General features: G+C 71.5%; 28 protein-coding genes and 1 pseudogene. 13 read left to right on the top strand and 16 right to left on the bottom strand.

The features are described 5' to 3' along the window. Window positions 1-67 precede the first annotated feature (67 nt). The 5 genes from AC1Q87_RS10880 to AC1Q87_RS10860 all read left to right on the top strand — a co-directional run bounded on the left by AC1Q87_RS10880 (window position 68) and on the right by AC1Q87_RS10860 (window position 5122). The gene (locus AC1Q87_RS10880; protein WP_492608960.1) at window positions 68-826 is read left to right on the top strand and encodes a class I SAM-dependent methyltransferase; all 759 of its coding nucleotides are present in this window, start codon (window positions 68-70) and stop codon (window positions 824-826) included. 3 nt (window positions 827-829) lie between these two features. Next, a complete protein-coding gene (ubiB, locus tag AC1Q87_RS10875; RefSeq protein WP_492608959.1) occupies window positions 830-2338 on the top strand; it encodes a 2-polyprenylphenol 6-hydroxylase in 1509 nt (502 codons plus the stop codon). Window positions 2339-2461: 123 nt separating this feature from the next. Further along, on the top strand, window positions 2462-3628 hold the full coding sequence (gene rlmN / locus AC1Q87_RS10870; RefSeq protein WP_492608958.1) for a dual-specificity RNA methyltransferase RlmN: 1167 nt from the start codon (window positions 2462-2464) through the stop codon (window positions 3626-3628). Window positions 3629-3848: 220 nt separating this feature from the next. Continuing rightward, window positions 3849-4274 carry a DUF350 domain-containing protein gene (locus AC1Q87_RS10865; RefSeq protein WP_492608957.1) on the top strand — a complete coding sequence of 142 codons (426 nt, stop codon included), beginning with the start codon at window positions 3849-3851 and terminating at the stop codon, window positions 4272-4274. Window positions 4275-4288: 14 nt separating this feature from the next. Further along, window positions 4289-5122 (top strand): S1 family peptidase, encoded by an 834-nt coding sequence (locus AC1Q87_RS10860; RefSeq protein WP_492608956.1) that lies wholly within the window; start codon window positions 4289-4291, stop codon window positions 5120-5122. A 74-nt stretch (window positions 5123-5196) separates the two neighbouring features. Here AC1Q87_RS10860 and AC1Q87_RS10855 read toward each other — a convergent pair whose 3' ends face one another. The 3 genes from AC1Q87_RS10855 to AC1Q87_RS10845 all read right to left on the bottom strand — a co-directional run bounded on the left by AC1Q87_RS10855 (window position 5197) and on the right by AC1Q87_RS10845 (window position 8901). Then, window positions 5197-6915, bottom strand: a complete 1719-nt coding sequence (locus tag AC1Q87_RS10855; RefSeq protein WP_492608955.1) for an AmpG family muropeptide MFS transporter — start codon at window positions 6913-6915, stop codon at window positions 5197-5199. A gap of 40 nt (window positions 6916-6955) precedes the next feature. Further along, window positions 6956-8458, bottom strand: coding sequence for a response regulator (locus AC1Q87_RS10850; RefSeq protein WP_492608954.1), 1503 nt, complete (start codon window positions 8456-8458; stop codon window positions 6956-6958). Between the two features lie 62 nt (window positions 8459-8520). After that, complete coding sequence (locus AC1Q87_RS10845) at window positions 8521-8901, bottom strand: helix-turn-helix domain-containing protein (protein WP_492608953.1); 381 nt, start codon at window positions 8899-8901, stop codon at window positions 8521-8523. Window positions 8902-9002: 101 nt separating this feature from the next. On the opposite strand from AC1Q87_RS10845, the pseudogene AC1Q87_RS10840 reads away from it, so the two are divergent. The 4 genes and pseudogenes from AC1Q87_RS10840 to AC1Q87_RS10825 form a co-directional block, all read left to right on the top strand. Next, window positions 9003-9191, top strand: a pseudogene (locus AC1Q87_RS10840) (response regulator transcription factor); the annotation flags it as partial. Window positions 9192-9288: 97 nt separating this feature from the next. Further along, entirely contained in the window at window positions 9289-9708 is a 420-nt protein-coding gene (locus AC1Q87_RS10835) for a hypothetical protein (RefSeq protein ID WP_492608952.1), read from the top strand. 194 nt (window positions 9709-9902) lie between these two features. Beyond that, window positions 9903-10253 (top strand): hypothetical protein, encoded by a 351-nt coding sequence (locus AC1Q87_RS10830; protein WP_183770639.1) that lies wholly within the window; start codon window positions 9903-9905, stop codon window positions 10251-10253. A 91-nt stretch (window positions 10254-10344) separates the two neighbouring features. Then, on the top strand, window positions 10345-10770 hold the full coding sequence (locus tag AC1Q87_RS10825; protein ID WP_492608951.1) for a hypothetical protein: 426 nt from the start codon (window positions 10345-10347) through the stop codon (window positions 10768-10770). Here AC1Q87_RS10825 and AC1Q87_RS10820 read toward each other — a convergent pair. The 9 genes from AC1Q87_RS10820 to rdgB form a co-directional block, all read right to left on the bottom strand. Next, window positions 10748-11176: a universal stress protein gene (locus AC1Q87_RS10820; protein WP_492608950.1), complete on the bottom strand. Its 429-nt coding sequence runs from the start codon at window positions 11174-11176 to the stop codon at window positions 10748-10750. The genes AC1Q87_RS10825 and AC1Q87_RS10820 overlap by 23 nt on opposite strands. A 54-nt stretch (window positions 11177-11230) precedes the next feature. Continuing rightward, window positions 11231-12739 carry an MFS transporter gene (locus AC1Q87_RS10815; protein WP_492608949.1) on the bottom strand — a complete coding sequence of 503 codons (1509 nt, stop codon included), beginning with the start codon at window positions 12737-12739 and terminating at the stop codon, window positions 11231-11233. 113 nt (window positions 12740-12852) lie between these two features. Then, window positions 12853-14376, bottom strand: coding sequence for a YifB family Mg chelatase-like AAA ATPase (locus tag AC1Q87_RS10810; protein ID WP_492608948.1), 1524 nt, complete (start codon window positions 14374-14376; stop codon window positions 12853-12855). 132 nt (window positions 14377-14508) lie between these two features. After that, a complete protein-coding gene (gene gshB / locus AC1Q87_RS10805; RefSeq protein WP_492608947.1) occupies window positions 14509-15456 on the bottom strand; it encodes a glutathione synthase in 948 nt (315 codons plus the stop codon). Between the two features lie 170 nt (window positions 15457-15626). Next, window positions 15627-16442, bottom strand: a complete 816-nt coding sequence (locus AC1Q87_RS10800) for a transglutaminase family protein (RefSeq protein WP_492608946.1) — start codon at window positions 16440-16442, stop codon at window positions 15627-15629. Window positions 16443-16453: 11 nt separating this feature from the next. After that, a complete protein-coding gene (locus AC1Q87_RS10795) occupies window positions 16454-16828 on the bottom strand; it encodes a YraN family protein (protein ID WP_492608945.1) in 375 nt (124 codons plus the stop codon). Further along, window positions 16825-17691 (bottom strand): 16S rRNA (cytidine(1402)-2'-O)-methyltransferase, encoded by an 867-nt coding sequence (rsmI, locus tag AC1Q87_RS10790; RefSeq protein ID WP_492608944.1) that lies wholly within the window; start codon window positions 17689-17691, stop codon window positions 16825-16827. Before rsmI ends, AC1Q87_RS10795 begins: the two co-directional genes overlap by 4 nt. A gap of 26 nt (window positions 17692-17717) precedes the next feature. Then, window positions 17718-18860: a radical SAM family heme chaperone HemW gene (gene hemW, locus AC1Q87_RS10785; RefSeq protein WP_492608943.1), complete on the bottom strand. Its 1143-nt coding sequence runs from the start codon at window positions 18858-18860 to the stop codon at window positions 17718-17720. After that, window positions 18857-19456 (bottom strand): RdgB/HAM1 family non-canonical purine NTP pyrophosphatase, encoded by a 600-nt coding sequence (gene rdgB, locus AC1Q87_RS10780; protein ID WP_492608942.1) that lies wholly within the window; start codon window positions 19454-19456, stop codon window positions 18857-18859. Before rdgB ends, hemW begins: the two co-directional genes overlap by 4 nt. A 337-nt stretch (window positions 19457-19793) precedes the next feature. On the opposite strand from rdgB, the gene AC1Q87_RS10775 reads away from it, so the two are divergent. The 3 genes from AC1Q87_RS10775 (at window position 19794) to AC1Q87_RS10765 (ending at window position 21432) form a co-directional block, all read left to right on the top strand. Next, window positions 19794-20327: a DUF2975 domain-containing protein gene (locus tag AC1Q87_RS10775; RefSeq protein ID WP_436063491.1), complete on the top strand. Its 534-nt coding sequence runs from the start codon at window positions 19794-19796 to the stop codon at window positions 20325-20327. A 2-nt stretch (window positions 20328-20329) separates the two neighbouring features. Next, on the top strand, window positions 20330-20566 hold the full coding sequence (locus AC1Q87_RS10770; protein ID WP_492608941.1) for a helix-turn-helix domain-containing protein: 237 nt from the start codon (window positions 20330-20332) through the stop codon (window positions 20564-20566). 110 nt (window positions 20567-20676) lie between these two features. Next, entirely contained in the window at window positions 20677-21432 is a 756-nt protein-coding gene (locus AC1Q87_RS10765; protein ID WP_492608940.1) for a creatininase family protein, read from the top strand. A 3-nt stretch (window positions 21433-21435) separates the two neighbouring features. Here AC1Q87_RS10765 and AC1Q87_RS10760 read toward each other — a convergent pair whose 3' ends face one another. From AC1Q87_RS10760 to tsaD, 4 genes are read right to left on the bottom strand one after another with little or no spacing between them, the layout of a single operon-like run. Further along, window positions 21436-21801 (bottom strand): Rieske (2Fe-2S) protein, encoded by a 366-nt coding sequence (locus tag AC1Q87_RS10760; protein WP_492608939.1) that lies wholly within the window; start codon window positions 21799-21801, stop codon window positions 21436-21438. After that, on the bottom strand, window positions 21801-22091 hold the full coding sequence (locus tag AC1Q87_RS10755) for a YciI family protein (RefSeq protein WP_492608938.1): 291 nt from the start codon (window positions 22089-22091) through the stop codon (window positions 21801-21803). Before AC1Q87_RS10755 ends, AC1Q87_RS10760 begins: the two co-directional genes overlap by 1 nt. An 11-nt stretch (window positions 22092-22102) precedes the next feature. Continuing rightward, the gene (locus AC1Q87_RS10750; RefSeq protein ID WP_492608937.1) at window positions 22103-23092 is read right to left on the bottom strand and encodes an NAD(P)H-dependent glycerol-3-phosphate dehydrogenase; all 990 of its coding nucleotides are present in this window, start codon (window positions 23090-23092) and stop codon (window positions 22103-22105) included. After that, the gene (gene tsaD, locus AC1Q87_RS10745) at window positions 23089-24180 is read right to left on the bottom strand and encodes a tRNA (adenosine(37)-N6)-threonylcarbamoyltransferase complex transferase subunit TsaD (protein WP_492608936.1); all 1092 of its coding nucleotides are present in this window, start codon (window positions 24178-24180) and stop codon (window positions 23089-23091) included. Before tsaD ends, AC1Q87_RS10750 begins: the two co-directional genes overlap by 4 nt. Window positions 24181-24263: 83 nt before the next feature. Between tsaD and hemC the strand changes: the two genes are divergently transcribed. Beyond that, the gene (gene hemC / locus AC1Q87_RS10740; protein WP_492608935.1) at window positions 24264-25232 is read left to right on the top strand and encodes a hydroxymethylbilane synthase; all 969 of its coding nucleotides are present in this window, start codon (window positions 24264-24266) and stop codon (window positions 25230-25232) included. Window positions 25233-25236 lie beyond the last annotated feature (4 nt).

Here is a 25236-nt window from a genome sequence, read left to right as displayed (position 1 = left end):
GGCGAGGGAGCAGGTTGGGCTTGGTCCCGACTGGCGCGGCTTGGCTGGGCGGGCTAAGACCCAGGCCATGACCGGACCCTCCTCCACCTTCGGCTTCCGTGACGTCGACGCCTCCGAGAAGGCCGGCCTCGTGCGCGGCGTCTTCGACAGCGTCGCCAGCCGCTACGACCTGATGAACGACCTGATGAGCGCGGGCGTGCACCGGCTCTGGAAGGACGCCACGGCCGCGCGGCTGAACCCGCAGCCCGGCGAGGTGATCATCGACTGCGCCGGCGGCACCGGCGACATGGCCCGGCGGTTCGCCAAGCTGGCGCGCGCCGCCCAGCTGCGGCGCGGCGGGCCCGACGCCCAGATCATGATCATGGACTACAACGCCGAGATGATCGCCGCCGGCCGCAGCAAGGGCGGCGAGCCGGAAATCACCTGGAACGTCGGCGACGCCCAGCGGCTGCCGCTGCCCGACGCCTGCGCCGACGCCTATGTGATCTCGTTCGGCATCCGCAACGTCACCGACGTGCAGGCCGCGCTGGTCGAGGCGCGCCGGGTGCTGAAGCCGGGCGGCCGGTTCCTGTGCCTGGAGTTCTCGCACCCGGCCACCGAGATGCTGCGCAAGGCCTACGACGCCTATTCGTTCAAGGTGATCCCGCAGATCGGCGAGTGGGTGGCCAAGGACCGCGACAGCTATCAGTACCTGGTCGAGAGCATCCGCCGTTTCCCCGACCAGCAGACCTTCGTCTCGATGATCGAGAAGGCCGGGTTCAGCCGCGCGGGCTACACCAACTTCACCGGCGGCGTCGCGGCCCTGCATCACGGCCGGGCGTTCTGATCCATGGGAAGTCTCGCGGCCTTCGGGCGGCTGACCGCGGCGGGATGGTCGCTGGCGCGCAACGACGCCCTGCTGCCGCGCGAGCTTGACGGGCTCTATCCGCCGCGGATCCAGACGCTGTCGCGCTCGATCCGCGGCCTCGCCGGCCGGCAGGCGCGCGAAGGCCGGCCGGGCGAGCGCCTGGCCCGCTCGCTGGAGGGTCTGGGGCCGGTGGCGATCAAGCTCGGCCAGCTGCTCTCGACCCGCGCCGACATCTTCGGGACCGAGTTCGCCGACGACCTTTCGCGCCTGAAGGACAAGCTCGACCCGTTCCCGACGGAGGTCGCCCGGCGCGAGGTCGAGGCGTGCCTTGGCCGCCCGATCGAGAGCCTGTTCGCCAGTTTCGGCGAGCCGGTGGCGGCCGCCTCGCTGGCCCAGGCGCATGACGCGACCTTGCTGGACGGCCGGCGGGTGGCGGTGAAGGTGCTGCGGCCGGGTATCGCACATCGCGTCGCCCAGGACGCCGAGGTGCTGGCGCTGGCCGCGCGGATGATGGAGCGCATTTCGCCCGACGCCCGGCGGCTGGAGCCGCGGGCGCTGGCGACCACGGTGATCCGGGCCACCGAGCTGGAGCTCGACCTGCGGCTGGAAGCGGCCGGCGGCGACGAGCTGGGCGAGGTGATGGCCAAGGACGGCTACATGTCCGCGCCGAAGGTCGTCTGGGACGGCGTCGGCAAGACCGTGCTGACCCAGGAATGGGCCAAGGGCGCGCCGCTGTCGGACCCGGCGAGCCTGGAGCTGGAAGGCCTCGACCGCCCGGCCCTGGCCGACAAGCTGCTGCGGGCGTTCCTGGCCCAGGCGCTGGACCACGGGGTGTTCCACGCGGACCTGCACGAGGGGAACCTGTTCGTCGCCGCGCCGTCGGAGATCACCGCGGTCGATTTCGGGATCGTCGGCCGGCTGGCTGCGTCGGAGCGGCGCTATCTGGCCGAGATCCTCTGGGGCTTTCTCGAGCGCGACTACGAGAAGATCGCCCAGACCCATTTCGACGCCGGCTACGTGCCGCGCACCCATTCGGTCCACGCCTTCGCCCAGGCCTTGCGGGCGGTCGGCGAGCCGCTATTCGGCCGCACGGCGCGAGACGTCTCGATGGGCCGGGTGCTGACCCAGCTGTTCGAGATCACCGCCCTGTTCGACATGCGCCTGCAGCCGCAGCTGGTGCTGCTGCAGAAGACCATGATGACGGTCGAGGGCGTGGCCCGCCGGCTCGATCCCGACCACGACATCTGGAAGGCCGCCGATCCGGTGGTGCGGCGCTGGATGCTGCGCGAGCTGGGCCCGCAGGCGCAGGTCAAGCGCTTCGTCAGCGAGGGGATCGAGGCGCTGCGGGCGCTGCACCGGCTGATCGAGAACCCGCCGCAGGCCGCGGCGGCCGTGGCGGTGATCGAGGAGCGCCCCTCGCGCATGGCCTGGTTCGCGATCGGCGCGGCCGTGGCCGGGGCGGCGTTTCTGCTCGGGGTCTGGGTGCTTTAGATAGATCCTCCCCTCATGGGGGAGCATCTGAAGGACGCGCTCCCAATCGGCCGCAGGGGCGTTCATTTGGCGTAAGGAGCGCTCTGCCCTATATTCCGCGGTCTTCCAGACCGTGAGCATCCCTTGGGCGTCACCCTTGATCTTTCGCGCGCACCCGTCGCGTCCGTCGTCAAACCGAACCTTTCGGGGCTGACCCGCAAGGCGCTGGCGCAGGCGTTGATCGACGCCGAGGTCGTGCGCCCGGACAAGGCCAAGATGCGCGCCAGCCAGCTGTGGCGCTGGATCCACCACTATGGGGCCACCGACTTCTCGGCGATGACCGACGTCGCCAAGGACACCCGCGCGGCGCTGGAGCAGGCCTTCAGCCTGGCGCGGCCGGAAGTGGTCGAGCGCCAGGTGTCGAAGGACGGCACCCGCAAGTGGCTGATCCGCATGGCCCCGGGGATCGAGGTCGAGACCGTCTACATTCCCGACGTCGGCCGCTCGGGGGCGCTGTGCGTCTCCAGCCAGGTCGGCTGCACGCTGAACTGCACCTTCTGCCACACCGGCACCCAGGCGCTGGTCCGCAACCTGACCGCGGCCGAGATCGTCGCCCAGGTGCAGGTGGCCCGCGACGACCTGGCCGAATGGCCCTCGCCGAAGGAGGACCGCCGGCTCTCGAACATCGTGTTCATGGGCATGGGCGAGCCGCTCTACAATCTCGACAACGTCGCCGACGCCATCGACATCATCGCCGACGGCGAGGGCATCGCGATCTCGCGCCGCCGGATCACAGTCTCGACCTCGGGCGTCGTGCCGGAGCTGAAGGCGCTGGGCGAGCGCACCCAGGCGATGCTGGCGATCTCGCTGCACGCCACCAACGACGACCTGCGCGACGTGCTGGTGCCGCTGAACAAGAAGTACGACATCGCCACGCTGATGGAGGGCATCCGCGGTTATCCCGGGCTGTCCAACACCCGCCGCGTGACTTTCGAGTACGTGATGCTGCGCGACGTCAACGACAGCCCGGCCGAGGCCAAGGCCCTGGTCAAGCTGCTCAAGGGCATCCCGGCCAAGATCAACCTGATCCCGTTCAACCCGTGGCCCGGCACTAACTACGGCTGCTCGGACTGGGGGGCGATCGAGAGCTTCGCGGCGATCCTCAACCGCGCCGGCTACGCCTCGCCGATCCGCACGCCGCGCGGCCGCGACATCCTGGCCGCCTGCGGCCAGCTGAAGAGCGAAAGCGAGAAGGTGCGGGCCAGCGCCCGGCGCAAGCTGGCGGCCGGCGACGCCGAGGCCATTGCCTAGGCCCATTTTTTGCGAATGCAAAAATGGCCCTATTTCAAATGGTTAGAACGTGATGGCGGCCGGAACCGGTTTCCACTTTCGGCTATCACGCTCTAGGTTTCACCGGTCCGTGCTATCGATGCGGCCGAAGTTCTAAAGTGTCGAGCGTGACGGTCGCCGGAACCGGTTTCCACTTCCGGCTGTCACGCTCGAGTTTGTAGAGTCCAGCCGACGGGGTCCCATGCCGCAACTGCAATCGCCTGAGATCCAGGCCTTCGCCAACGGCTTTCCCATCGCCCTGATGCACATCGCGGTGACCGTCGCGATCCTGTTCGTCGGCGTCGTGATCTACGTGCTGATGACCCCGCACCGCGAGATCGCGCTGATCCGCGAGGGCAACTCCGCCGCGGCGCTGTCGCTGGGCGGGGTGCTGGTCGGGCTGGCCATCCCGCTGTCGGCCTCGCTGGCCGGGTCGACCTCGGCGCTGGAGATCGGCATGTGGGGCGCGGCCTGCGTGGCGCTGCAGCTCTTGATCTTCCGGCTGGTGGATCTGGCGCTGCACGGCCTGCCGCAGCGTATCGCCGAGGGCGAGGTCGCCGCCGCGGCCCTGCTCGTCGGGGCCAAGCTGGCCACGGCCCTGATCATCGCCTCGGCGATGGCCGGCTGATCCACGACGCGTAGATGCATTTTCCCAGGCTTCCGGACTGGCTGGTCTATCTGGCGGTGGTGCTGGCGCTGCTGATCGCGGCCGTCGGCCGCCAGGAGCGCGCCGACGCCCCGCCGCCGCCGCCGCCGGTGGCCGGCGGCGAAGGCCTCCCGTTGGGACCGGCCTCGCCGTTCGACCCGCAGGTGGTGGTCGACGTGCCGGGCAAGGCCGAGCCGGGCGTCGGCACGGCGTTCTCGGTCTCCGACTCCGGCGTGTGGATCACCGCCCGCCACGTGGTCGACGGCTGCACCCAGACCGCCATCGTCGTGGCCGAGGGCCGCGGGGTGGAGGCCCAGGTCCACATCGACCCGCGCGGCGAAGCGGCCATCCTGACCACCGAGGGCGGCGCGCCGCCGCTGCCGCTGGGGCTGGATCAGCCGCTGCGCCGCGGCGACCGGGCGTTCCACCCCGGCTACCCGCAGGGCGAGCCGGGGGAGGCGACCTCGCGCCTGCTCGGCCGCGAGAACCTGGAGGTTCGCGGCCGCGGGGCGCGCACCGAGCCGGTGCTGGTCTGGGCCGAAACCGGCCGCACCGACGGGCTGGAAGGCACCTTGGCGGGGCTGTCGGGCTCGCCGGTGCTGGACCGCGCCGGCCGGGTGATCGGAGTGACCGTGGCCGAGAGCCCGCGCCGCGGACGGATCTATACGACCTCGCCCGAGACGGTGATCGCGGCGCTGACCGCCAGCCATAAGCGGGCCGACAAGTTCGCGGTCGGCGAGCCGATCACCACCGACAACTACGGCCGCGTGGCCGACACCCTGCGCCGCGACCTGCGGGTGGCGCAGGTGATCTGCCTGCGCACGTCGTAGGCGCGCCATTCTCTCGAAGTCAGACGCGAATGGGTCCCGGTCTTCGCCTTCGGCGAAACCGGGATGACACCCTCTTATGCGTCCTTCGGCTGCGGGCTGAGCCGCGCGACCATGAAGGCCAGGACGATGCCGATCAGGCCGAGGGCGGCCGAGTAGAAGAAGAAGGTCATGTAGCCGGCGCCGAGCGCCTCGGGGGTGACGCCGGACTTCTCCATGGCGTTGGCGAAGGTCTGCGGCGGCAGGCCGGCGAACAGCGGCTTGAAGGCCGCGAACATCCCGCCGGCGTCGGCGCTGGCGGCAGCGCCCTCGACGATCCGTCCGGACTGCGAGGCGACCAGCTTGCCGAGCAGGGCGTAGAGCGAGGAGAACAGCGCGTACTGGGTGGCGGTGAAACCCTGGCCGGTCAGGCTGGACATGTAGGCGATCAGGCAGGTGCCGGCGAAGCCCGAGGCGATGTTGTCGACCCCGATGGCGACGCTGAGCGCCCAGAGCTCCGGCCCCTGGGCGGCGAGCCAGGCGAACACCAGGTTGGACAGCGGGCCGGCGAAGGCGCCGACCACCATCGAGCGGATCAGGCCGAAGCGGGCGATGCAGAAGCCGCCGAGCCCGACGCCGAGCACGCTCATCACCACGCCCAGCACCTTGCGGACCTCGGCGATCTGGAGCTTCGAGTAGCCCATGTCGAGGTAGAACGGGTTCATGATGTTGAGCACGAAGTCGCTCAGCCGGTAGACGCAGATCAGCGCCAGGATCAGCCCCGCGGCCTGGCCGTAGCGGGCGAAGAAGTTGGCCAGCGGCGCGCCGAGCGCGACGCTGAGATAGCGGCCGGGCCGGGTCTGCAGGCCCGGGGCCGGCCGGGCGGCGAAGAAGATCACCAGGGCGCCGAGCGCCACGCCGCCGACCTGGGCGAAGACGCCCCAAGGCTTGCCTTCCCACAGCGCCGTCACCTGGGCGGCGGCGCCGGGCAGGCCCAGGCGCTCGAACAGGGCGGCGAGGATGGCGGCGTTGCCGGCCAGGCCCGAGCCCAGCACCACGCCGCCGAGCACGAACAGCAGCAGGCGGATCGCCCACTCGGCGCCGTCGCGGGCCGGGGCGGCGGGGATGTCGCCGGTGTCGATGGCGCGGATCTCGTGCTGGGCCTCGCGCGGGGCGCCGAGGACCCCGAACACGCCGACCAGCATCAGCACGGCCATGATCGCGTAGGAGGTGTTCCAGCCGGCGTATTCCGACAGCGCCAGCGGCAGCACGCCGGCGACGATCATGGCGATGCGGTAGCCCCACTGGTAGGCCGCGGCCATCGCGCCCTGCTTCTCGGTCACCGCCGCCTCGATCCGCCAGGCGTCGATGACGATGTCCTGGGTGGCGGAAACGAAGCCGACCAGCACCGCGAACAGCGCCATGAGGCCTAGACTTGAGACCGGGTCGGTGCCGGCGATCGACCACAGGCCGAGCACGATCAGTCCCTGGCAGAGCAGCATCCACGAGCGCCGGTGGCCGAGCCACTTGGTGATCACCGGCACCTTGGCGCGGTCGACCAGCGGGGCCCAGAGGAACTTCAGCGAATAGGCCAGCGTCGCCAGGCCGAAGAAGGCGATCACCTCGAGCGACAGGCCCGCGTCGCGCAGCCAGGCCGAGAGGGTGTCAAAGATCAGCAGATTGGGCAGGCCCGAGGCGAAGCCCAGCGAGAGCATGACCAGCGAGCGGCGCTCGAGATAGACGGCCAGGGCCGCGAGCGTGCCGGGCTTCTTGCCGGCATTCTGGGGGGCCTCGCCGGCCTTAGTCTCTGTGGTCATGCAAGGCTTCCCCGAACGACGCCGGGGCGGCCCCTGGACGTCAGCCGACCTTGGCGTGGTCCGGCTGTTGCGTCCAGTCGGGGGCGGCGGTCCAGCGGCCAAGCGCCGCGCGCAGGGCGTCGGGGGTAAGCGGCTTGACCAGGAAGTCGTCCATGCCGGCGGCCAGGCAGGCGTGGCGGTCCTCCTCGAAGGCGTTGGCGGTCAGGGCGACGACCGGCGTGCGCACGCCCATGCCGCGCACCTTGCGGGTGGCTTCCAGCCCCGACATGCCGGGCATGCGCATGTCCATCAGGATCAGGTCGTAGACCCCGACCTTGAGGGCGGCGAGCGCCTCCTCGCCGCCGCCGGCCTGGTCGACGCGGCAGCCTTCGCGCGACAGCAGGGTGCGGGCGAGCAGGGCGTTGATGGGGTTGTCCTCGACCAGCAGGATGCGGGCGCCGGGGGCGACGGCGGGGGCGATGCGGTCGTCCTCCACCGTGCGGGCCGGGTCCTCGTCGCGGCGGGCGGCGAGCACGCGCTCGGCCAGCGAGGCGCGGCGCAGCGGCTTGATCAGATAGCCGGCGAACCCGGCGGCGCGCTGCGCCTCGATGCGGCCGCGCTCGTCCGGGGTCAGCATGACCAGCAGCGAGCGCTTGGCGGGCGGGCGCTCGGGCGCGAGGGCGCGGTCGACCAGCACGACGTCGGCCGGGCGCGTGGCGGCCAGCGCCGACGGCAGGTCGGCGGCGACCAGGGCCTTGCCGCCGGACGCCTCGATCTGGCGGCGGGCGGCCTCGGCGACGATGCGGTTGGCGCTGACGATGGCGACGGTGCGGCGGGCGAGCGGGCGCTCGGCGCGGGCCGGGCGGCGGGGCAGCGGGGCCTCGAACCAGAAGGCGGCGCCGCCGAGGCTGGCGGTCTCGACCCCGACGTCGCCGTCCATGGCGACGGCCAGCTTGCGAGCGATGGCCAGGCCCAGGCCCGCGCCGCCGAGCTGGACGTCGCGCAGCGGATCGGCCTGCTCGAAGGCCTCGAAGATGGTCTCGCGGGCGGACTGGCTGACGCCGGGACCGGAGTCCTCGACGGTGAAGCGCAGGCCCTGCGGCGTTTCGGCGACGCTGAGCAGCACGCCGCCCTGGCTGGTGAACTTGACGGCGTTGCCGGCGAAGTTGAGCAGGATCTGGCGCAGGCGGCCTTCGTCGGCATGGACGGCGCCGATGCCGGCCGGCGCGGCCCAGGCGATCTCCAGGCCCTTCTCCTGAGCGCGCGGGGAGAGCAGCTCGCAGACCGAGCGCAGCAGGCTCTCGACCTCGAAGTCGGCGGGATGCAGCTCGATCTTGTCGGCGCCCAGGCGGGCGAAGTCGAGCACGTCGTTGACCAGGCCGAGCAGGTGCTCGCCGGACTCGCGCAGCGCCGAGACATAGGCGCGCTGTTCGTCGGTGAGGGCGGTGCCTTCCAGCAGGCGGGCCATGCCGAGCACGCCGTTCAGCGGGGTGCGGAACTCGTGGCTGAGCGAGGCGAGCTGCTCGGCGCTGACGCGGGCCTGGCGGGTACGATCGTGGGTCATCGACCCTGGGTTTACCGCACGCGGCTTAACGGGCGGTCAAACGCCGCATTTTCGGGCAGGCGTCAGAGCGCGGCCATTTCCTGGGCCAGGGTCACCAGGGCGGCGCGGGCCGAGGCCTGCGGGATGGCGGCGAAGGCCTCCAGCAGGTCGACCCCGCCGGTCAGGGCCAGGGCCGAGATCACCTCGTCGGCGGCGTCGGCCAGGCCGCCCTCCTCGCCAACCAGCCAGCCGACGCTGGTGTCGAGCGCGGCGGCGATGGCGACCAGCATCGAGCCGGAGACGCGATTGGCCCCGCGTTCGTACTTCTGGATCTGCTGGAACGAGACGCCGACCCGCTCGGACAGCACGCCCTGGCTGATGCCGAGCGACTTGCGGCGAAGGCGCATCCGGGCGCCGATGGCGATGTCGACGGGGTCCGGACCGATGGCGTCGTCGAGGGGCATTTTGTCCTCCCCACTGCTTGGGATATTCTATCTGAGCGTTAAGCCTGCCGCAGCATAACAAGTAGACGGCCGGTAACGCGAGTCGCTAACGTATTCGTCCTATGCGCGCACCGTCTGAGACCGTCCTGGATCCAGTCGAGCTTCTCACTCCGCGAGAGCGCGATTGCCTGCGCCTGGTCGACCGGCACCTCAGTTCCAAGCAGATCGCCCGCGAGTTGGGCATGTCGAAGGCCTCGGTCGACACCTACTGCGACCGCGCCCGCCGCAAGCTGGGAGTCGGCGACCGCTACGCGGCCGCCCGCGCCTTGGCGGACCACGAAATCGCTGTCCCGATCGGATCGGGACACGACGCAATCAGGACAGACGCCGGCGCCGTCTCATGGGCTGATGAAGCCCAGCAAGGAGACAGGGCTGATGGGCGACTGGTTGCGAGAACTGGCGGACGCCAGGGGGTCGGTGGTGGATCTGCACCCCAACCGCGAGACGATGGATCGACGGGCCGCGGTGAGCCGCGCGATGCGGGTGCGCAACGAGGTGGCCGCGTTCGAGCGCCGCTGGCCGGCGCCGCCGAGCCACGAGGACAGCGTCCCGAGCTTTACCTGGAGCCAGCTGGAACGGCAGCTCGCGGATTTGGCGGATTCGCCGATGAAGGCGGCCATGGCCCGCGACCTGATTTCTGGCCTGCGCAAGATGTCGCAATTCAAGCCGCCGGAAATGGTGCTGCGGGAAATCCTCTGCACCAGCTGGGCGCTGCTGGACGAGGGCTTCCAGCCGGACATGGGCTCGGACTATCCGCAGCACGACTAAGCCCGCTCGCGCGGTTGGGGCTGGTGGGCCTCATCGCGATCGTCGCGGCCTTGGCGTTCGGAGCGCTGCTGGCTGGCCTGCACGCGCTCCAGAGCCTGATTTAATCCTATTTCCAAACAGGGCCTTAGCCCTGTTCCCCGACAACTGAACACGCAGAAGGCGCCGGCGTTCGGCCGCGCGCCAGGAGACCCCTCATGCTCAAGCAACGTCGTATGATCGCCGATCAAGTCGCGGCGAGTTTGTTCGAAGCTGAAGCCGCCATCGACGCCGCCCTGGCGAAGACGGCCGGCTTGGCGGGTGTGATGCCGAGCCTGCGCACCGACGCCGGCTTGTCGGCCCTGGTCGGTCAGGGCGCCGTGGAACGCGCCAGCGAGGCGATCGCCCTGCTGGCCCAGGCCCGCCGCGCGATCTGTGAGACCCACAAGGAGCTGGACGTCGCCAAGACCCAGATCGGCCTGGGCGCGGTGATGTACGGCGGGATGGAGAAGCCTCCGGAAGCCTCGGCCCGGACGCGCCACATCATGCAGGTGGCCCCGGCCGCCTAACAGCCGGAGACCCAATCCGGGTTTTCCGGACGTTGCATCCTGCGGCGTAAGCCTCAGTATCGGGGCCCTCAGCCTTGAGGGCCCCTTTTTCGTGCTCAGCTCCCTGCCCGAACAGATCTGGGCCGTCGCCATGTTGGCCGTCTCGACCTACGCCTGGTGGCGCGGCGGCTGGGTCGAGCGGGTGGTGGCGGTGACCAACGTCATGGCCTGGCTGGCGACCATCGCCCTGCAGAACCGCACCAACTGGGTCGATCCGCAGTGGAGCGTGTTCGCGGTCGACGTGGTGTTCCTGGGCGTGCTGCTGGGCCTGGTGGTGCGCTCGCAGCGGACCTGGATCCTGCCGGCGGCGGCGTTCCAGCTGCTGCTGGTGATCACCCACGCGGCGATCATCATCGACGAAGGCGTGCGGGCCCGCGCCTACATCACCGCGCTTATCCTCTGGAGCTATCTGGTGCTGATATCGCTGGCGGTCGGCGCGCACCTGCGCTGGCGGCTCAGCGCGCCACCAGCACGCTGATCCCGGACTCGCGGACGATCCGCTCGGCGTTGGAGCCGAGCAGCCGCGAGACGGCGCTGGGCTGATGCGCGCCGACGATGATCAGGTCGGCGCTGACCGCCTTGGCCTCGGCCAGGACCTCGCCCGACACCGAGCCGACCCGGACCTTGATCGACACCGGCCATTTCGTGCCCGACAGGGTCTGCGCCCACTTCAACAGCTCGGCCTCGTGCAGCGCCTGTTCGTCGGCCTCGAAGGTCTTCGGCAGGTAGGCGTTGTAGCGCGAGGAGCGCGGCGTGCGGACGTTGACCAGGGTGATGCGGGCGTCGGACGCCTCGGCGATCTCGCGCGCGCGGCCCAGCTCGCGCTCGGCGTTGGTCGGGTCCTCGATGTCGACGGTGACCAGGATGTGCGAATAGCCGGGCATCGGCCCCTCCGATTGCTGCGCAGCTAAGACGCGCGAAGCGTCGCTGTGGTTGCATCATGCGGGCGCCTGCCGACGCTTGCGCTGGCGGTCGAGGGCGCGCTGGCGCCATTGCGCCCGGCTTTGCAGCAAGAGATGCCACGGGGAGGCGACGGCCCCTTCCGCGGCGGGCTCGTCGCGCGCACGGCGACGCGACTGCAGCATGGCGGCGAGCATGCTGCGCCGGTCGAGCTCGCCCTCCTCGCGCACCAGGGTCATGCGGTGCAGGGCGTAGACGCCGAGCAGGGCGGAGATCAGGAAGTAGAAATCCCAGTGATGGATGGCGAACTGCATGGCGCCGTCGTAGTGCGGGCCTTCCCACTGCAGGGCCAGCGCCAGGGCGCGCTGGGCGAAGGCGTCGGCGGTGAGCCCGCCGAGGATCGAGGCGCTGCCGGCGGCCGCGGCCGAGACCAGGGCGTTGGCGGCCAGGAACGAGGCCGCCGTGCCCGGCGGCGAGAGCTTCTGGGCGATGGCCCCCGAGGCTAGCGAGACGCCGGACGAGGCGACGCCCATCACCAGGGCCAGCAGGACCAGGTAGATGCTGACGAGCAGCCGGGATTCGATCTGCGAGGCGACCACCAGGGCGGCGACGCCGCCGACGAACAGCGGAGCGGCGACATTGAGCACCGACTTGTTGCTGAACCGGTCGGCCAGCACGCCCCAGCGGCGCAGCGACAGCATGTTGGCGAACTGGCTGATCAGGTTGACCACCATCACGAAGGTCATGCTGAAGCCGAGCTGGCTGAGCAGGAACACGGTGAGGAAGGGCTGGGCGAGGTTCACGGCGAACTGCCAGCTGGCCAGGAAGGCGATCAGGCGGCGGTAGTTGGGATGGCGGAACGGCTCGCGCAGCAGCGGCAGCAGGCGGGCCGGCTCGGGCGGCGGCGGCGGCATCGGCGGCTCGGGCGCGCGCGACAGGCCCCAGGCGCTGGCCAGCTGCGCGAAGAAGGCGAGCACGAACAGGCCGGCGAACACCGCCGGGCGGGCGTCCGCGCCCTCGGGCACGCGGTCGAGGAGCCAGGCGGCCAGCAGCCCGGCGACCACGCCGACGGCCGATCCCAAGCTGGAGCGGCGGCCGTTGAAGCGGCCGCGCTGGTCGTCGGCGATCGCGTCGCGCACCCAGGCGTTCCAGGCGCAGCCGCCGATCGCCCCGGCCCCGGTGTAGAGCGCCACCGCCAACACCAGGCCGGTGCGTGCGGCCGAACCCTGCGCGGCGAAGGCCAGGGCCGCCAGCGTCGCCGGCGCGATCGCCGAGACCAGCGAGGCGACGACGGCGATCGTTCGCCGCCGCCGCAGGCGCTCGATGAGAATGACGCCTGGACCCTGCAGCAGCTGCGACCAGAAGCCGACGGCCGCCAGCACGCCGATCAGCGCGTTGCTAGCCCCCATGCTGAGGGCGAAGGCGGTGAGCAGAACCCCGCGCATCATCACGTCGCAGGTGGTCGAGAACACCACCTCGAGCGTCAGCACCCGGGCGGCACGGGCGCGCTGGGCGTCGTCGAAGGCGGGTTGACGGCTCAGGCGCATGCCGAGGTCCCATCCCGGCGCGGGAAGCGGCCGGGCAGGGCCGAGTATCGGTCAGGCGCCGGGGCGCGCCATCCGGGACATTGCGGAGGCCGGCGGCGCGGACGCCGGGGCTGTCAGGCGCGAACGAGATCGCCGGGCTGGCCGGCGCGGCGATAGATCAGCGCCTCGGCGACGTGGGCGCGGCGCACCGGGCCGGCCCCTTCCAGGTCGGCGATGGTGCGGGCCAGGCGCAGGGTGCGGGTCCAGCCGCGGGCGGTCAGGCCGCCGGCCTCGGCCGCCCGGGCCAGCAGCGTGCGGGCGTCGGGCGCGAGATCGGCGATCTTCTCCAGAAAGTCGCCCTCGGCGCGGGCGTTGAGCGGCGCGCCGTCGGCGCCGGCGCGTTCGGCCTGCAGGGCGCGGGCCTGGGCGACCCGCGCGGCGGCCTCGCGGGTGCCCTCGGCCGGCGAAGGCAGGGCGAGGTCTGCGGCGCTGACCGGCGGCACGTCGACCTGCAGGTCGATGCGGTCGATGAACGGGCCCGAGACCTTCATCTGGTAGTCGGTCTGGCAGCGCGGCGCGCGCCCGCAGGCGCCGCGGCCGGCGCCGCCCATTCCGCACTTGCAGGGGTTCTGGGCGGCGACCAGCTGGAAGCGGGCCGGATAGCGGACGTGGGCGTTGGCGCGGGCGACGACGACCTCGCCGGTCTCCAGCGGCTGGCGCAGGCTGTCGAGCGCCTGGGCCGAGAACTCCGGCAGCTCGTCGAGGAACAGCACGCCGTTGTGGGCCAGGGACACCTCCCCGGGCCTGACCCGCAGACCGCCGCCGGTGAGCGCGGCCATGCTGGCCGAGTGGTGCGGGGTGCGGAACGGCCGGGCGCGGGTCAGTTCGCCCTTGGCGATCAGACCGGCCACCGAATGGACCATCGAGGTTTCGAGCAGCTCGGCCGGCGACAGCGGCGGCAGCAGACCCGGCAGCCGCGCCGCCATCATCGACTTGCCAGAGCCGGGCGGGCCGCAGAACAGCAGGTTATGGCCGCCGGCGGCCGCGATCTCCAAGGCGCGCTTGGCGTTCTCCTGGCCCTTGACGTCGCGCAGGTCGGGGACCCGCTCGCCGTCGAGCATGGCGCCGGGCTTGGGCGGGGCGAGGACCTGGGTTCCGCGGAAGTGGTTGACGACGGCCACCAGCGACGGCGCGGCCAGCACGCGGGTGTCGCCGGCCCAGGCGGCTTCCGGCCCCGAGGCCTCCGGGCAGATCAGCCCGAGCCCCATGCCGCCGGCCGCCACGGCCGCAGGCAGGGCTCCGGCGACGGCGACGATGCGGCCGTCGAGCGAGAGCTCGCCGATCGCGGCCCACTCAGTCAGGGCGTCGGGCGGCAGCACTCCCATCGAGGCCATCACCGCCAGGGCGATCGGCAGGTCGTAGTGGCTGCCCTCCTTGGGCAGGTCGGCGGGGGCCAGATTGACGATGATCCGGCGGCTGGGCATGGCCAGGCCGAGGCCGGCGAAGGCGGCGCGGACCCGCTCGCGGCTTTCGGCGACGGCCTTGTCGCCGAGCCCGACCAGCATGAACTTCACCTCGCCGGTGGTCAGCTGGACCTCGACGTCGACGCGCCGGGCCTCGACGCCCTGAAAGGCTACGGTGACGACACGGGAAGCCATGCCAACCCCTAGAAATGGCTCAACTTATCCACAAGCCCAGCACGCCGCGCGGGCCGGATCAAGAACAAAAGTCGAACTTTTCAGGAAGATGAGACGATTCCGCGACTTATGCGTGTCTCTTGGAGTTGCAACCTAAGCCGTTGTGCGGGCGGCTTCAATAGCGTCCCAAAGAATCGCCGTCGCATTGACGCCCGTGAACCGCTCCAGCGCCCGCGCGCCGGTCGGCGAGGTGACGTTGATTTCGGTCAGGTAGTCGCCGATCACGTCGATACCTACGAACATTAGCCCGCGGCGCTTCAGCTCCGGGCCGATGATCTCGCAGAGCTCGCGGTCGCGGGCGGTCAACTCGACCGCCTCGGCGCGGCCGCCGACGGCGAGGTTGGAGCGAATCTGGCCGGCGTCGGGCACGCGGTTGATCGCCCCGACCGGCGCGCCGTCGACCAGCAGGATGCGCTTGTCGCCCTTGCTGACCGCGGGGATGAATTTCTGGGCGATGACCGGCTCGCGGCCGATCATCCGGTGCAGGTCGAGCATGGCGTCGAGATTGGGGTCGTCGGCCAGCAGCCGCGCCACGCCCGAGCCGCCGCCGCCGTAGAGCGGCTTGAGCACGATGTCGCCGTGCTTGGCGCGGAAGGCGTAGATCGCCTCGACGTCGGAGGTGATCAGGGTCGGCGGCTGCACGCCGGGGAAGCCGGTGACGAACAGCTTTTCGGGGGCGTTGCGGACCTCGGTCGGGTTGTTCACCACCAGGGTCTTGGGGTGGATCACGTCGAGGAAGTGGGTCGAGGTGATGTAGGCCATGTCGAACGGCGGATCCTGGCGCAGCAGCACGACGTCGAAGTCGGACAGTTCGACCAGCTCCCAGTCGCCGAACTTGGCGTGGTCGCCCTTGACGTCCTGGACGGTGACCGGGCGGCCGCGGGCGAACACCCGGCCTTCTTCCAGCACCAGCCGCTCGGGCGTGTAGACGAACAGCGAATGACCGCGAGCCTGGGCCGTCAGCATCATCAGGAAGGTCGTATCGCCTTCGATCTTGATGGCCTCGAGCGGGTCCATCTGGACGGCGACCTTCAACGACATGGCAGGCTCCTGAACGGCGAAGGTGTCTGAGATAGGCCGGGAGGGCGGCGAGCGCCAGCGCGGGATGACGCCGACGCCAGGTTCGTCATGACCGGGCCGGCAGGTCCCGGCCATCCACAAGCGCCGAGCCGAGCGCATACGCGGCCGGGGATAGCGAACAAGGGGGCGGGCTAGTTCAGCCGCAGGCGGACGCGTTCGCGTTGGGCGCGGGCGGCCAGGGCCGCGCCGCCGTCGAGGGTGCTGGCGTGGGCCAGGGCCTCCAGCGCGCCGGCCAGGGCGCCTTGGCCCTCGCGGGCGGCGGCGACGTCCAGCCAGGGGCGGTGGTCGAGCGGGTCGAGCAGGGCGCGGCGCAGGGCGGCGCGCTCGGCGCGGCCGAAGTCGCCGGCCGCGGTGGCGCGGGCGAAGACGTTGTTCTGCAGCCGGATCAGCACGGCGCGGTCGCTGGCCGGGGCCATCAGCCGGTCGAGGCGGTCGGCGACGTTGGGGGTCAGGCCCGCATGCAGGGCGCGGCGCGTGAGCTCGGAGGGCAGCACCACGCGGCCCTCGCTGAACGGATCGAGCGCCAGCGGCCCCTCGACGGTCTCGATGCGCAGCAGGAAGTGGCCGGGGAAGTCGACGCCCTGGACCGACAGCCCGCACTTGCGCGCCACGTGCAGGTAGAAGACCCCCAGCGCCACCGGCAGGCCGCGACGGCGCTCGGCCACCGCCACCACGCAGGCGTTGTCGGGATGATCGTAGGTCAGGAGGTCGCCGGTCAGGCCGAGATCGCCGGCCAGGGTCTCGGCCAGGGCCTCCTCGGGGCTTTCGTTGCGCAGCCGCGCCGAGAGCCGCTCGACCCCCAGCTTGGCGAGGTCGAGGGCCGGCCGCGGATCGCGGGCGGGATCCTCGTGCACGGCGCAGGCGACCGCGGCGTCGAGCAGCGGAAAGCTCTCGTCCGGCGCCTGACCGGCCTCGCGCAGTACGTTTTCGGCGTCCTCTTGGGTCATCGCGCTCGGAGTTATGCGCCCTTCCAGGCGTCAGGACTGTGAACAGGCAGCCGTCCAGGCGCCAGGGCGATCAGATCGAGCCGAACGGCCAGGTTTTGCAAGCTCGGCCGGCGTGCGGCGATTGCGCGCCCCGCCCGCCGCAGGCGCTCGCGCTGGGTCTCCGACACCGCCTCGAGGGCGGCGTCTAGCGTTGTGCGCTGCTTGACCTCGACCACCGCCAGCACCTGGCCGCGTTGGGCCAGCAGGTCGATTTCGCCCTGCGGCGTGCGCAGCCGGAAGCCGAGGATGCGGTAGCCCTTGGCCATCAGCCACAGCGCCGCCCAGGCCTCCGCCCGGCGTCCGGCGGTCCGGGCCGCCGCCCCGCGCGCCTGGCGGACCTGGTTCACTTCTGCTTGAGCTCCATGGCCCGGCGGTAAAGATCGCGGCGCGGCAGGCCGAGCGCCTTGGCGACTTCGGCGGCGGCGTCGGCCGGTTTCAGGCGGGTGAGGGCGTCGGCCAGGGCGGTGTCGGCGTCGGCGGCGGTGGCCGCCTCCTCACGGCCGGGGCCGACCAGGATCACGAGTTCGCCCTTGGGGAAGTCCATCTTCGGGTCGGCGGCCAGCACGTCCAGCGGCGCGCGGGTGACGGTCTCGTAGAGCTTGGTCAGCTCCCGCCCGACGGCCGCTTCGCGCGGGCCGAACACCGCGGCCATGTCGGCGAGGCTGGAGGCCAGGCGCGAGCCGCCCTCGAAGAACACCAGGGTGGCGCGGATGCCGGCCAGCTCTTCGAAGAACGCCTTGCGACCGGCGCTCTTGGGCGGCGGGAAGCCGGCGAACAGGAAGCGGTCGGTGGGCAGGCCGGCGACCGCCAGCCCGGCCAGCAGGGCCGAGGCGCCGGGGATCGGGTGGACCGCCGAGCCCTGGGCCACCGCCTCGCGCACCAGCCGGAAGCCGGGGTCGGAGACCAGCGGGGTGCCGGCGTCGGAGATCTGGGCGACGCGGCCGCCCTCAGCCAGCAGCGCAAGGGCCTTGGGGCCGCTGCGTTCGGCCGAGTGTTCGTCGTAGCGCTCGACCTTCTTGGAGAGGCCGTAGGCGCTCAGCAGCTTGGCGGCGACGCGGGTGTCCTCGGCCAGCACCAGGTCGCAGCCGGCCAGCACGTCGAGGGCGCGCAGGGTGATGTCGCGCAGGTTCCCGATCGGGGTGGCGACCACGTAGAGCCCCGGATCGAGCGGGGCTTCGGACAGGGCCGGCGGGGGAGGATGACGCGACATGGGGGCAAGGCTTCGCCGGTTATGGCTCAGGTCGCAAGCCTGGAGGTGACATGGTCGAGCAGCAGGCGGCCCTGCGGTGTGGCGCGCAGGCGCTCGCGGTCGGGGGCGATGAGGCCGGCGGCGACCAGGTCGGCGACCTTCGCGTGGTCGGGCGTCAGGCCCAGAGCGGCGACGTCGGCGAAGTCCAGGCCCTCCGTGATCCGCAGGCCGGCGAGCAGGCGTTCCTCGGCCGCCTCGACGGGGCTGAGCGGCTCGCGCCCGTCCGGCGTGCGGCCCGCCGCGACGGCGGCGATGTAGTCGGCGGGCCGGGCCGCAGCGAAGGTGGCGGTGCGCACGCCGTCCAGGGTCAGGCGGCCGTGGGCGCCGGGGCCGGCCCCGACATAGTCCTGGCCGGTCCAGTAGACGAGATTGTGACGCGAGCGGGCGGCCTCGCCGCGGGCGTGGTTGGAGACCTCGTAGGCCGTGAAGCCCGCCGCCTCGAGCACGGCCTGGGTGGTCTCGTAGAGCTGGGCGGCGGTCTCGTCGCCGGGCGGGACCAGGGTTCCGCGGCGCACGGCGCGGTCGAAGGCGGTGCCGGCCTCGATGGTCAGCTGGTAGGGCGAGACGTGCTCGGCCCCGAGGTCGAGGACCGCGCGCAGTTCGTCGGCCCAGGCCTGCGGCGTCTGGCCGGGGCGGGCGTAGATCAGGTCGACCGACAGCCGCGGGAAGGTGGCGGCGGCGACCTGCGCGGCGCGGCGGGCCTCGGCGGCGTCGTGATTGCGGCCGAGCAGGGCGAGGCTGGCGTCGTCCAGCGCCTGCAGGCCCAGCGACAGGCGGTCGACCCCGGCGGCGGCGAAGGCGGCGAAGCGGTCGGTCTCGGCGTCGGTGGGATTGGCCTCCAGCGTCACCTCGACGGCGCCGGTCGGCGTCCACAGCCGGCGGGCCAGCGCGATCAGCTCGCCGGCCGCGGCCGGGTCCATCAGCGAGGGGGTGCCGCCGCCGAAGAAGATCGAGACTAGCCGGCGATCGCCGGTCAGGGCGCGCTGCGCCTCCAGGTCGGCGGCGATGGCGCGGACCAGGGCCGCCTGCTCGTCCCCGCGGCCGCGGTCGCGATAGACGTTGAAGTCGCAGTAGGGGCAGATCTTCGCGCAGTAGGGCCAGTGGATGTAGAGGCCCAGGTCGGCGGTCAAAGCAGCGCGGCCTTCAGTTGGGCGAAGGCCAGGGCGCGGTGGCTGATCTGGTCCTTCGCCTCGGGGTCCATCTCGCCGAAGGTGATGTCGGCGCCGATGGCCTGGAAGATCGGGTCGTAGCCGTGGCCGCGGTCGCCGCGGCCGGGGAACACCAGGGTCCCGTCGACCCGGCCCTCGACCACCACCGCCGGGCCGTCCGGCCAGGCGACGGCCAGGGCGCAGGTGAACCAGGCCGAAAAGTCGTCCGCGCCTTCTTCCTCCAGCCGCTGCTCGACCTTCTTCATGGCCCCGACGAAATCCTTCTCCGGACCGCCCCAGCGGGCCGAATAGATGCCGGGCGCGCCGCCGAGCGCGGTCACCGACAGGCCGCTGTCGTCGGCCAGCGCGATCAGGCCGCTGGCCTCGGCGGCGGCGCGGGCCTTCAAGAGGGCGTTGCCGACGAAGGTGCTCTCGGTCTCCTCCGGTTCGCCGAGGCCAAGCGCGCCGGCGGTGACCAGCTCGAAGCGGTTGTCGAGGATCGCCGCCAGTTCGCGGGCCTTGCCCGGATTGTGGGTGGCGACCACCAGCTTGGCGCCGGGTTCGAGCTTCAGGGCCATGGACTTCTACCTGGAAACGAGGGGGCGGAACGACGGGCGGCGGACCATAGGCCAGGGGCCGCCATGTTGCATTGCAAAAGTTTAATATCGTTTTTCGATGTTTCGTTTGCTCGAAAACAGGCGTTTGGCTATTGAAATCCAAGCTTCGCAGTTTCATATGCTGCGCTGCAACATAAGAAGAAAAGGAACTGTCTCCATGTTTGTGTCTCTGATGAACGGCCTCGACCGCACGCTGATGATCGCCGCGGTGCTGATGGCCGCCCTGCCGATCGCCGCCTTGGTCACGGGCGGGGCTTTCGCCTAAGCTCTCGTCGCTGCGAGAGGACGGAGAACGGCGATGCGCGCCCTGGGGCCCGGCTCGGTTTCGAGCTTTCTGAAGATCATCCTCGACGTGGTGTTCTTCGCCCTATGGATCGGCATCGGCGCCGTCGGCCTGATGATGCTGGCCGCCGTCCTCTTCAGCTTCAATCCCGAGCTGATCAAGAACATGTCGATCCGGACCGGCGGCGGGACCGAGATCGACGCCGGCGGCCCGGTGCTGCTGGGCGGCCTGGCCGCCGCCGGCCTCTACCTCGCCGGCGTGCTGGTGATCGTCGAGCGGCTGCGCCGGATCTTCGCCACCCTGACCGCCGGCGATCCCTTCCATCCCGAGAACGTGCGTCGCCTGCGGGTGATCGGCCTGGTGCTCGCCGGCCTGGAAATCGGCCGCTATGTGATCTACGGCCTGGGCGCCTGGGCGCTGCCCGACGCGGCGATCTCGCAGCCGGAGTTCAGCCCGACCGCCTGGTTCTCGGTGCTGGTCGTGTTCGTGCTGGCCGAGGTGTTCCGCGAGGGCGCGCGCCTGCGCCGTGAAGCCGAGCTGACGATCTGACCATGCCGATCCGCGTCAATCTCGACCGAGTCCTTTTGCAGCGGCGGATGTCGCTGACCGAGCTGGCCGACCGCGTCGGCGTGACCATCGCCAACCTGTCGATCCTGAAGACCGGCAAGGCCCGCGCCGTGCGCTTCTCGACGCTGTCGGCGCTGTGCCGCGAGCTCGACTGCCAGCCCGGCGACCTGCTGGTCTACGAGCCCGGTCCCGACGACGTCGGCGAGGACGATTTCGAGTAGACGCCTGCGCAACGCCGTCGCACCGGCGCGCGCCGATTGGATCAAAGCCCCGTTCGGGGGCTAGTGTGTCCCGATCCCCCTGCCCCGGCAGGACTGAGTAGGAATTCCGAATGCTGCTGCACCTGTCGACCTGGCAAGAGATCGAAGCCTATCTGCAACGCTCCAAGACGGTGGTCGTGCCGATCGGCTCGAACGAGCAGCACGGGCCGACCGGCCTGCTCGGCACCGACTGGCTGTGCCCGGAGATCATCGCCCACGAGGCGCAGAAGGACTCCGACCTGCTGATCGCCCCGACCTTCAACATCGGCATGGCCCAGCACCACCTGGGCTTCCCGGGCACCATCTCGCTGCGCCCGACCACCTTCATCGCCGCGATCGGCGACTGGTGCCGCTCGCTGGCCGGCCACGGCTTCGAGAAGATCTATTTCCTCAACGGCCACGGCGGCAACGTCGCCACCATCGAGGCTGCGTTCTCCGAACTCTACGCCGAGGCCAGCTTCGCCAAGGCCGAGCGCGGCTTCGCCTGCAAGCTGAAGAACTGGTGGGAGCTGAAGGGCGTCAACGCCCTGGCCCAGCGGCAATTCCCGGTCGGCCACGGCAGCCACGCCACCCCGTCGGAGATCGCCGTGACCCAGTGGGCCTATCCGGACGCCATCAAGACCGCCGACTATTCGCCGCAGATCGCCCCGACCGGTCCGATCCGCGAGGCGCTCGATTTCCGCGCCCGCTATCCCGACGGCCGCATGGGCTCGGACCCGGCGCTAGCGACCCCGGAAAAGGGCGGCGAGCTGGTGGCGCTGGCCGCCGCGGGCCTGGTCGAGGACGTCGCCGCCTTCGCCGCCGAGACGTTCCCGGCGCGGGGGTAAGGCTCAGGCGGTCAGGATCTGGCCGTCCACGACCTGCACCGGCCAGGGGGTGAGCTTCTGGTCGGCGCAGGGGCCGACGACGCAGTGGCCGTCGAGCGGGCGGAACAGCGCCGCATGGCCGCCGCAGAGGATCAGGTCGCCTTCGCGGGTCAGGTAGCGGTCGTCCCAGGCGGCCAGCGGCCAGCCGGCGTGCGGGCAAGAGTCGACATAGCCGCGGATCTGCCCGCCGACCTGCACCACGAAGCCGGCGAACATCTTGCCGTCCTCGCGAAAGCGAAAGCCCTTCGAGCCGGGATCGGCCAAGTCGGCGAGCGCGCAGAGCGTCACGCCGGGGCCCGGCCGGGCCGGATTGTCGGGGCCGTCGCGCATCAGCTGGCGAAACCGCCGAGCGTCGGCTTGAAGGCGGTGATCTCGACACGCTGGAACAGGCCGGCCTTGGCGTAGGGATCGTCGGCCGAGAAGGCGCGGGCCTGGGCGATGTCGTCGAATTCCATGATCAGCATCGAGCCGATCATGCCGCCGTCTTCGCCCAGCAGTGGACCGCCCAGCTTGATGTGCGCCTTGAAGCTTCCGGCATAGGCCAGGTGGGCCTCGCGATTGGCGAGCCGCAGCTCCAGCGAGGCCGGCTTGTCGAGGCAGTGGATGGCGAAGATGGTCACGGGCGCTCCTTCTAGCGTTCGGATCTGATCGGGCGCGACAGCAGGCCGGCGATGGCCTCGTCGACCTGGGCCTGGCCGGCCAGGATGGCGGCGACGGCCTCGCAGATCGGGGCCTCGACTTCCAGCTTGCGGGCCAGGGCGACGACGGCCGGCGCCGAGGCGACGCCCTCGGCCACCGAGACCTTGCCGGCCAGGGCCTGCTCCAGGGTCTGGCCGCCGCCGAGCGCCAGGCCGACGCTCATGTTGCGCGACTGCGGCGAGGAGCAGGTCAGCACCAGGTCGCCCAGGCCGCAGAGGCCGGCGACGGTCTCGGCTTCCGCGCCCAGGGCCACGGCCATGCGGGTCATCTCGGCGAAGCCGCGGGTGATCAGGGCGGCGTGGGCGCTGCGGCCTAGGCCCTTGCCCTCGGAAATGCCGCAGGCGATGGCCAGCACGTTCTTCACCGCGCCGCCGATCTCGGCCCCGATCATGTCGGTGGCGAGGTACGGGCGGAAGGTCGGCAGGCTGAGCGCGGCGGCGATCTGGAAGCCGATCTCGTCGTCGGGGCAGGCGAGGGTGACGGCGGTCGGCAGGCCGCGGGCGACGTCGGCCGCGAAGCTGGGGCCCGAGAGCACGGCCGGCACGGCCTGCGGCAGGCCTTCGTCGAGCACCTCGGTCATCAGCTTCAGCGAGCCCTGCTCGACGCCCTTGGAGCACAGCACCATCGGCACGCCGGCGCGGGCGTGCGGGCGGAAGGCCTCGAGGCTGGAGCGGAGGTGCTGGGCCGGGGTGACGTTGAGCACGAAGTCGGCGTCACGCAGGTCGGCGAGGTCGCCGGTGGCGCGGACCGGGGCGTCGAACACCACGCCGGGCAGGAAGGTCTTGTTCTCGCGCGTCTCGTTGATCGCGCCGACCACCTCGGGCTCGCGGGCCCAGAGCGTGGTGGAAAGGCCGGCGCGCGCGCAGACCAGGGCGAGCGCGGTGCCCCAGGCTCCGCCGCCGATGACGCCTGCGGTCTTCATGCCTTGGCTCCCTTGCGGCCGAATGCGTGGGTGGGGTTGGCGGCGGCCGCTTCCGGGTCCAGCGGCCAGCGCGGCCGGGCCGGAGCGTCCATCGGGTCGGAGATGCCCAGCGCCAGGCGCTCGGCGCCGGCCAGGGCGATCATCGCCGCGTTGTCGGTGCAGTAGGCCAGCGGCGGGGCGTCGAACGAGAAGCCGTGCTTGTCGGCGATCTGCTGCAGGGCCGCGCGCACCGCCGTGTTGGCGGCGACGCCGCCGGCGACGACGAAGCGCAAGGGCTGGCCGGGGCGCGCTTCGGCGTAGGCGGCCATGGCGCGCTCGGTGCGCTCCGACAGCTGGCGGGCGATGGCGGCCTGGACCGCGGCGGCGAGGTCGCGGCGCTGTTCGTCGGTCTCGACCGTGGCGGCGAAGCGGGCGGCGGCGGTCTTCAGGCCCGAGAACGAGAAGTCGAAGCCCTTGCGGCCGAGCAGGGCGCGGGGAAGGTCGTAGGCCGACGGATCGCCGCCCTGGGCCATCTTTTCCAGCGCCGGGCCGCCGGGATAGGGCAGGCCCATGGACTTGGCGATCTTGTCGAAGGCCTCGCCGGCCGCGTCGTCGATGGTCGAGCCGAGGCGCTTGCAGGCCCCGACGCCCTCGACGCTGAGCAGCTGGCAGTGGCCGCCGGAGACCAGCAGCAGCAGGAACGGATAGGGGATGTCGGCGGCCAGCCGGGCCGAGACCGCGTGGCCCTCCAGGTGGTTGACCGCGACCAACGGCAGGCCGCGGGCCAGGGCGACGGCCTTGCCGAACGACAGGCCGACCATCACCCCGCCGACCAGGCCGGGGCCGGCGGTGGCGGCGACGCCGGTGAGGTCGCCGTAGCCGAGGCCGGCGGTCTTCATCGCCTCGGCGGCGACGGCGTCGATGGTCTCGACATGCGAGCGGGCGGCGATCTCCGGCACCACGCCGCCATAGGGGGCGTGCAGGGCGAACTGGGCGCCGATCACCGAGGACAGCACCTCGACCCCGCCGGCGGCGTCCAGGCGCACGACCGCCGCGGCGGTCTCGTCGCAGCTGGTTTCCAGGCCAAGGACAGTCAGCGGCTCTGTCAACTAAGGGCTCCCGCCGGTTGCGGCATTCGGTCCGGTCCTATAGGCCGGGTCTTCCTTTGAAACGCCGAGGTAGACTGCGCGTCGTGCCCACGCAACCGCCCGTCCGGATCGGAGCCCGCGGCTCCAAGCTTTCGCTGGCCCAGACCGGCATCGTCCAGCGCCGTATCGCCGCCGCCCTAGGCGCCGACCCGACCAATCCCGCCGAGGTGGAGGCCGTCGCCCAGATCGTGGTCATCACCACGACCGGCGACCGGGTGCAGGACCGCCGGCTGCTGGAGATCGGCGGCAAAGGCATGTTCACCAAGGAGATCGAGGAGGCGCTGCTGAGCGGCGCCATCGACTGCGCGGTGCACTCGATGAAGGACATGCCGGCGCTGCTGCCCGAAGGCCTGTGCATCGCCGCGATCCCCGAGCGCGAGGATCCGCGCGACGCCTTCCTCAGCCACAAGGTCGAGAAGATGGAGGATCTGCCGCAGGGCGCGATCCTCGGCACCGCCTCGCTGCGCCGCCAGGCCCAGGCGCTGAACCGCCGCGGCGACCTCGACGTGCGCATGCTGCGCGGCAATGTGGACACCCGGCTGGCCAAGCTGGCCGCGGGCGACGCCGACGCCATCCTGCTGGCGATGTCGGGCCTCAACCGGCTCGGTCTCGGCCACCTGCCGCAGAGCCTGCTCGATCCGGTCGAGTATCCGCCGGCTCCCGGCCAGGGCGCGCTGGCCATCGAGACCCGGGTCAGCGACATCGACAAGCCGTGGCTGGAGGCGATCCGCCATGCACCGACCGCGGTCGCGGTGGCCGCCGAGCGCGGCGCGCTGACGGCGCTGGAAGGCTCGTGCAAGACCGCCATCGGCGCCTATGCGCGGCTGGCCGGCGGCTCGCTGCACCTGATCGTCGAGGCGCTGTCGGCCGACGGCGTGCACAAGTTCCGCCACGAGGGCTCGGCCGAGCTGTCGGCCGCCGCCGACCCGCAGGAGGCCGCGCGCGCGCTGGGCCTGTCGCTGGGCGAGGCGGTGAAGCGCGAAGGCGGCGACCTGATCCTGCCGCCGGAATAGGCGG

This window comes from Phenylobacterium sp. GW823-FHT02A09 (genome assembly GCF_058797775.1).
This window is presented reverse-complemented; position numbering and strand designations above follow the sequence as displayed.

Bases quoted from the DNA above. Each gene is read 5' to 3' on its own strand.
- AC1Q87_RS10880 (WP_492608960.1), top strand. From the start codon at position 68: ATGACCGGACCCTCCTCCACCTTCGGCTTCCGTGACGTCGACGCCTCC.
- ubiB (WP_492608959.1), top strand. From the start codon at position 830: ATGGGAAGTCTCGCGGCCTTCGGGCGGCTGACCGCGGCGGGATGGTCG.
- AC1Q87_RS10865 (WP_492608957.1), top strand. From the start codon at position 3,849: ATGCCGCAACTGCAATCGCCTGAGATCCAGGCCTTCGCCAACGGCTTT.
- AC1Q87_RS10860 (WP_492608956.1), top strand. From the start codon at position 4,289: ATGCATTTTCCCAGGCTTCCGGACTGGCTGGTCTATCTGGCGGTGGTG.
- AC1Q87_RS10855 (WP_492608955.1), bottom strand. From the start codon at position 6,915: ATGACCACAGAGACTAAGGCCGGCGAGGCCCCCCAGAATGCCGGCAAG.
- AC1Q87_RS10850 (WP_492608954.1), bottom strand. From the start codon at position 8,458: ATGACCCACGATCGTACCCGCCAGGCCCGCGTCAGCGCCGAGCAGCTC.
- AC1Q87_RS10845 (WP_492608953.1), bottom strand. From the start codon at position 8,901: ATGCCCCTCGACGACGCCATCGGTCCGGACCCCGTCGACATCGCCATC.
- AC1Q87_RS10835 (WP_492608952.1), top strand. From the start codon at position 9,289: ATGAAGCCCAGCAAGGAGACAGGGCTGATGGGCGACTGGTTGCGAGAA.
- AC1Q87_RS10830 (WP_183770639.1), top strand. From the start codon at position 9,903: ATGCTCAAGCAACGTCGTATGATCGCCGATCAAGTCGCGGCGAGTTTG.
- AC1Q87_RS10820 (WP_492608950.1), bottom strand. From the start codon at position 11,176: ATGCCCGGCTATTCGCACATCCTGGTCACCGTCGACATCGAGGACCCG.
- AC1Q87_RS10815 (WP_492608949.1), bottom strand. From the start codon at position 12,739: ATGCGCCTGAGCCGTCAACCCGCCTTCGACGACGCCCAGCGCGCCCGT.
- AC1Q87_RS10810 (WP_492608948.1), bottom strand. From the start codon at position 14,376: ATGGCTTCCCGTGTCGTCACCGTAGCCTTTCAGGGCGTCGAGGCCCGG.
- gshB (WP_492608947.1), bottom strand. From the start codon at position 15,456: ATGTCGTTGAAGGTCGCCGTCCAGATGGACCCGCTCGAGGCCATCAAG.
- AC1Q87_RS10800 (WP_492608946.1), bottom strand. From the start codon at position 16,442: ATGACCCAAGAGGACGCCGAAAACGTACTGCGCGAGGCCGGTCAGGCG.
- rsmI (WP_492608944.1), bottom strand. From the start codon at position 17,691: ATGTCGCGTCATCCTCCCCCGCCGGCCCTGTCCGAAGCCCCGCTCGAT.
- rdgB (WP_492608942.1), bottom strand. From the start codon at position 19,456: ATGGCCCTGAAGCTCGAACCCGGCGCCAAGCTGGTGGTCGCCACCCAC.
- AC1Q87_RS10775 (WP_436063491.1), top strand. From the start codon at position 19,794: ATGCGCGCCCTGGGGCCCGGCTCGGTTTCGAGCTTTCTGAAGATCATC.
- AC1Q87_RS10770 (WP_492608941.1), top strand. From the start codon at position 20,330: ATGCCGATCCGCGTCAATCTCGACCGAGTCCTTTTGCAGCGGCGGATG.
- AC1Q87_RS10765 (WP_492608940.1), top strand. From the start codon at position 20,677: ATGCTGCTGCACCTGTCGACCTGGCAAGAGATCGAAGCCTATCTGCAA.
- AC1Q87_RS10760 (WP_492608939.1), bottom strand. From the start codon at position 21,801: ATGCGCGACGGCCCCGACAATCCGGCCCGGCCGGGCCCCGGCGTGACG.
- AC1Q87_RS10750 (WP_492608937.1), bottom strand. From the start codon at position 23,092: ATGAAGACCGCAGGCGTCATCGGCGGCGGAGCCTGGGGCACCGCGCTC.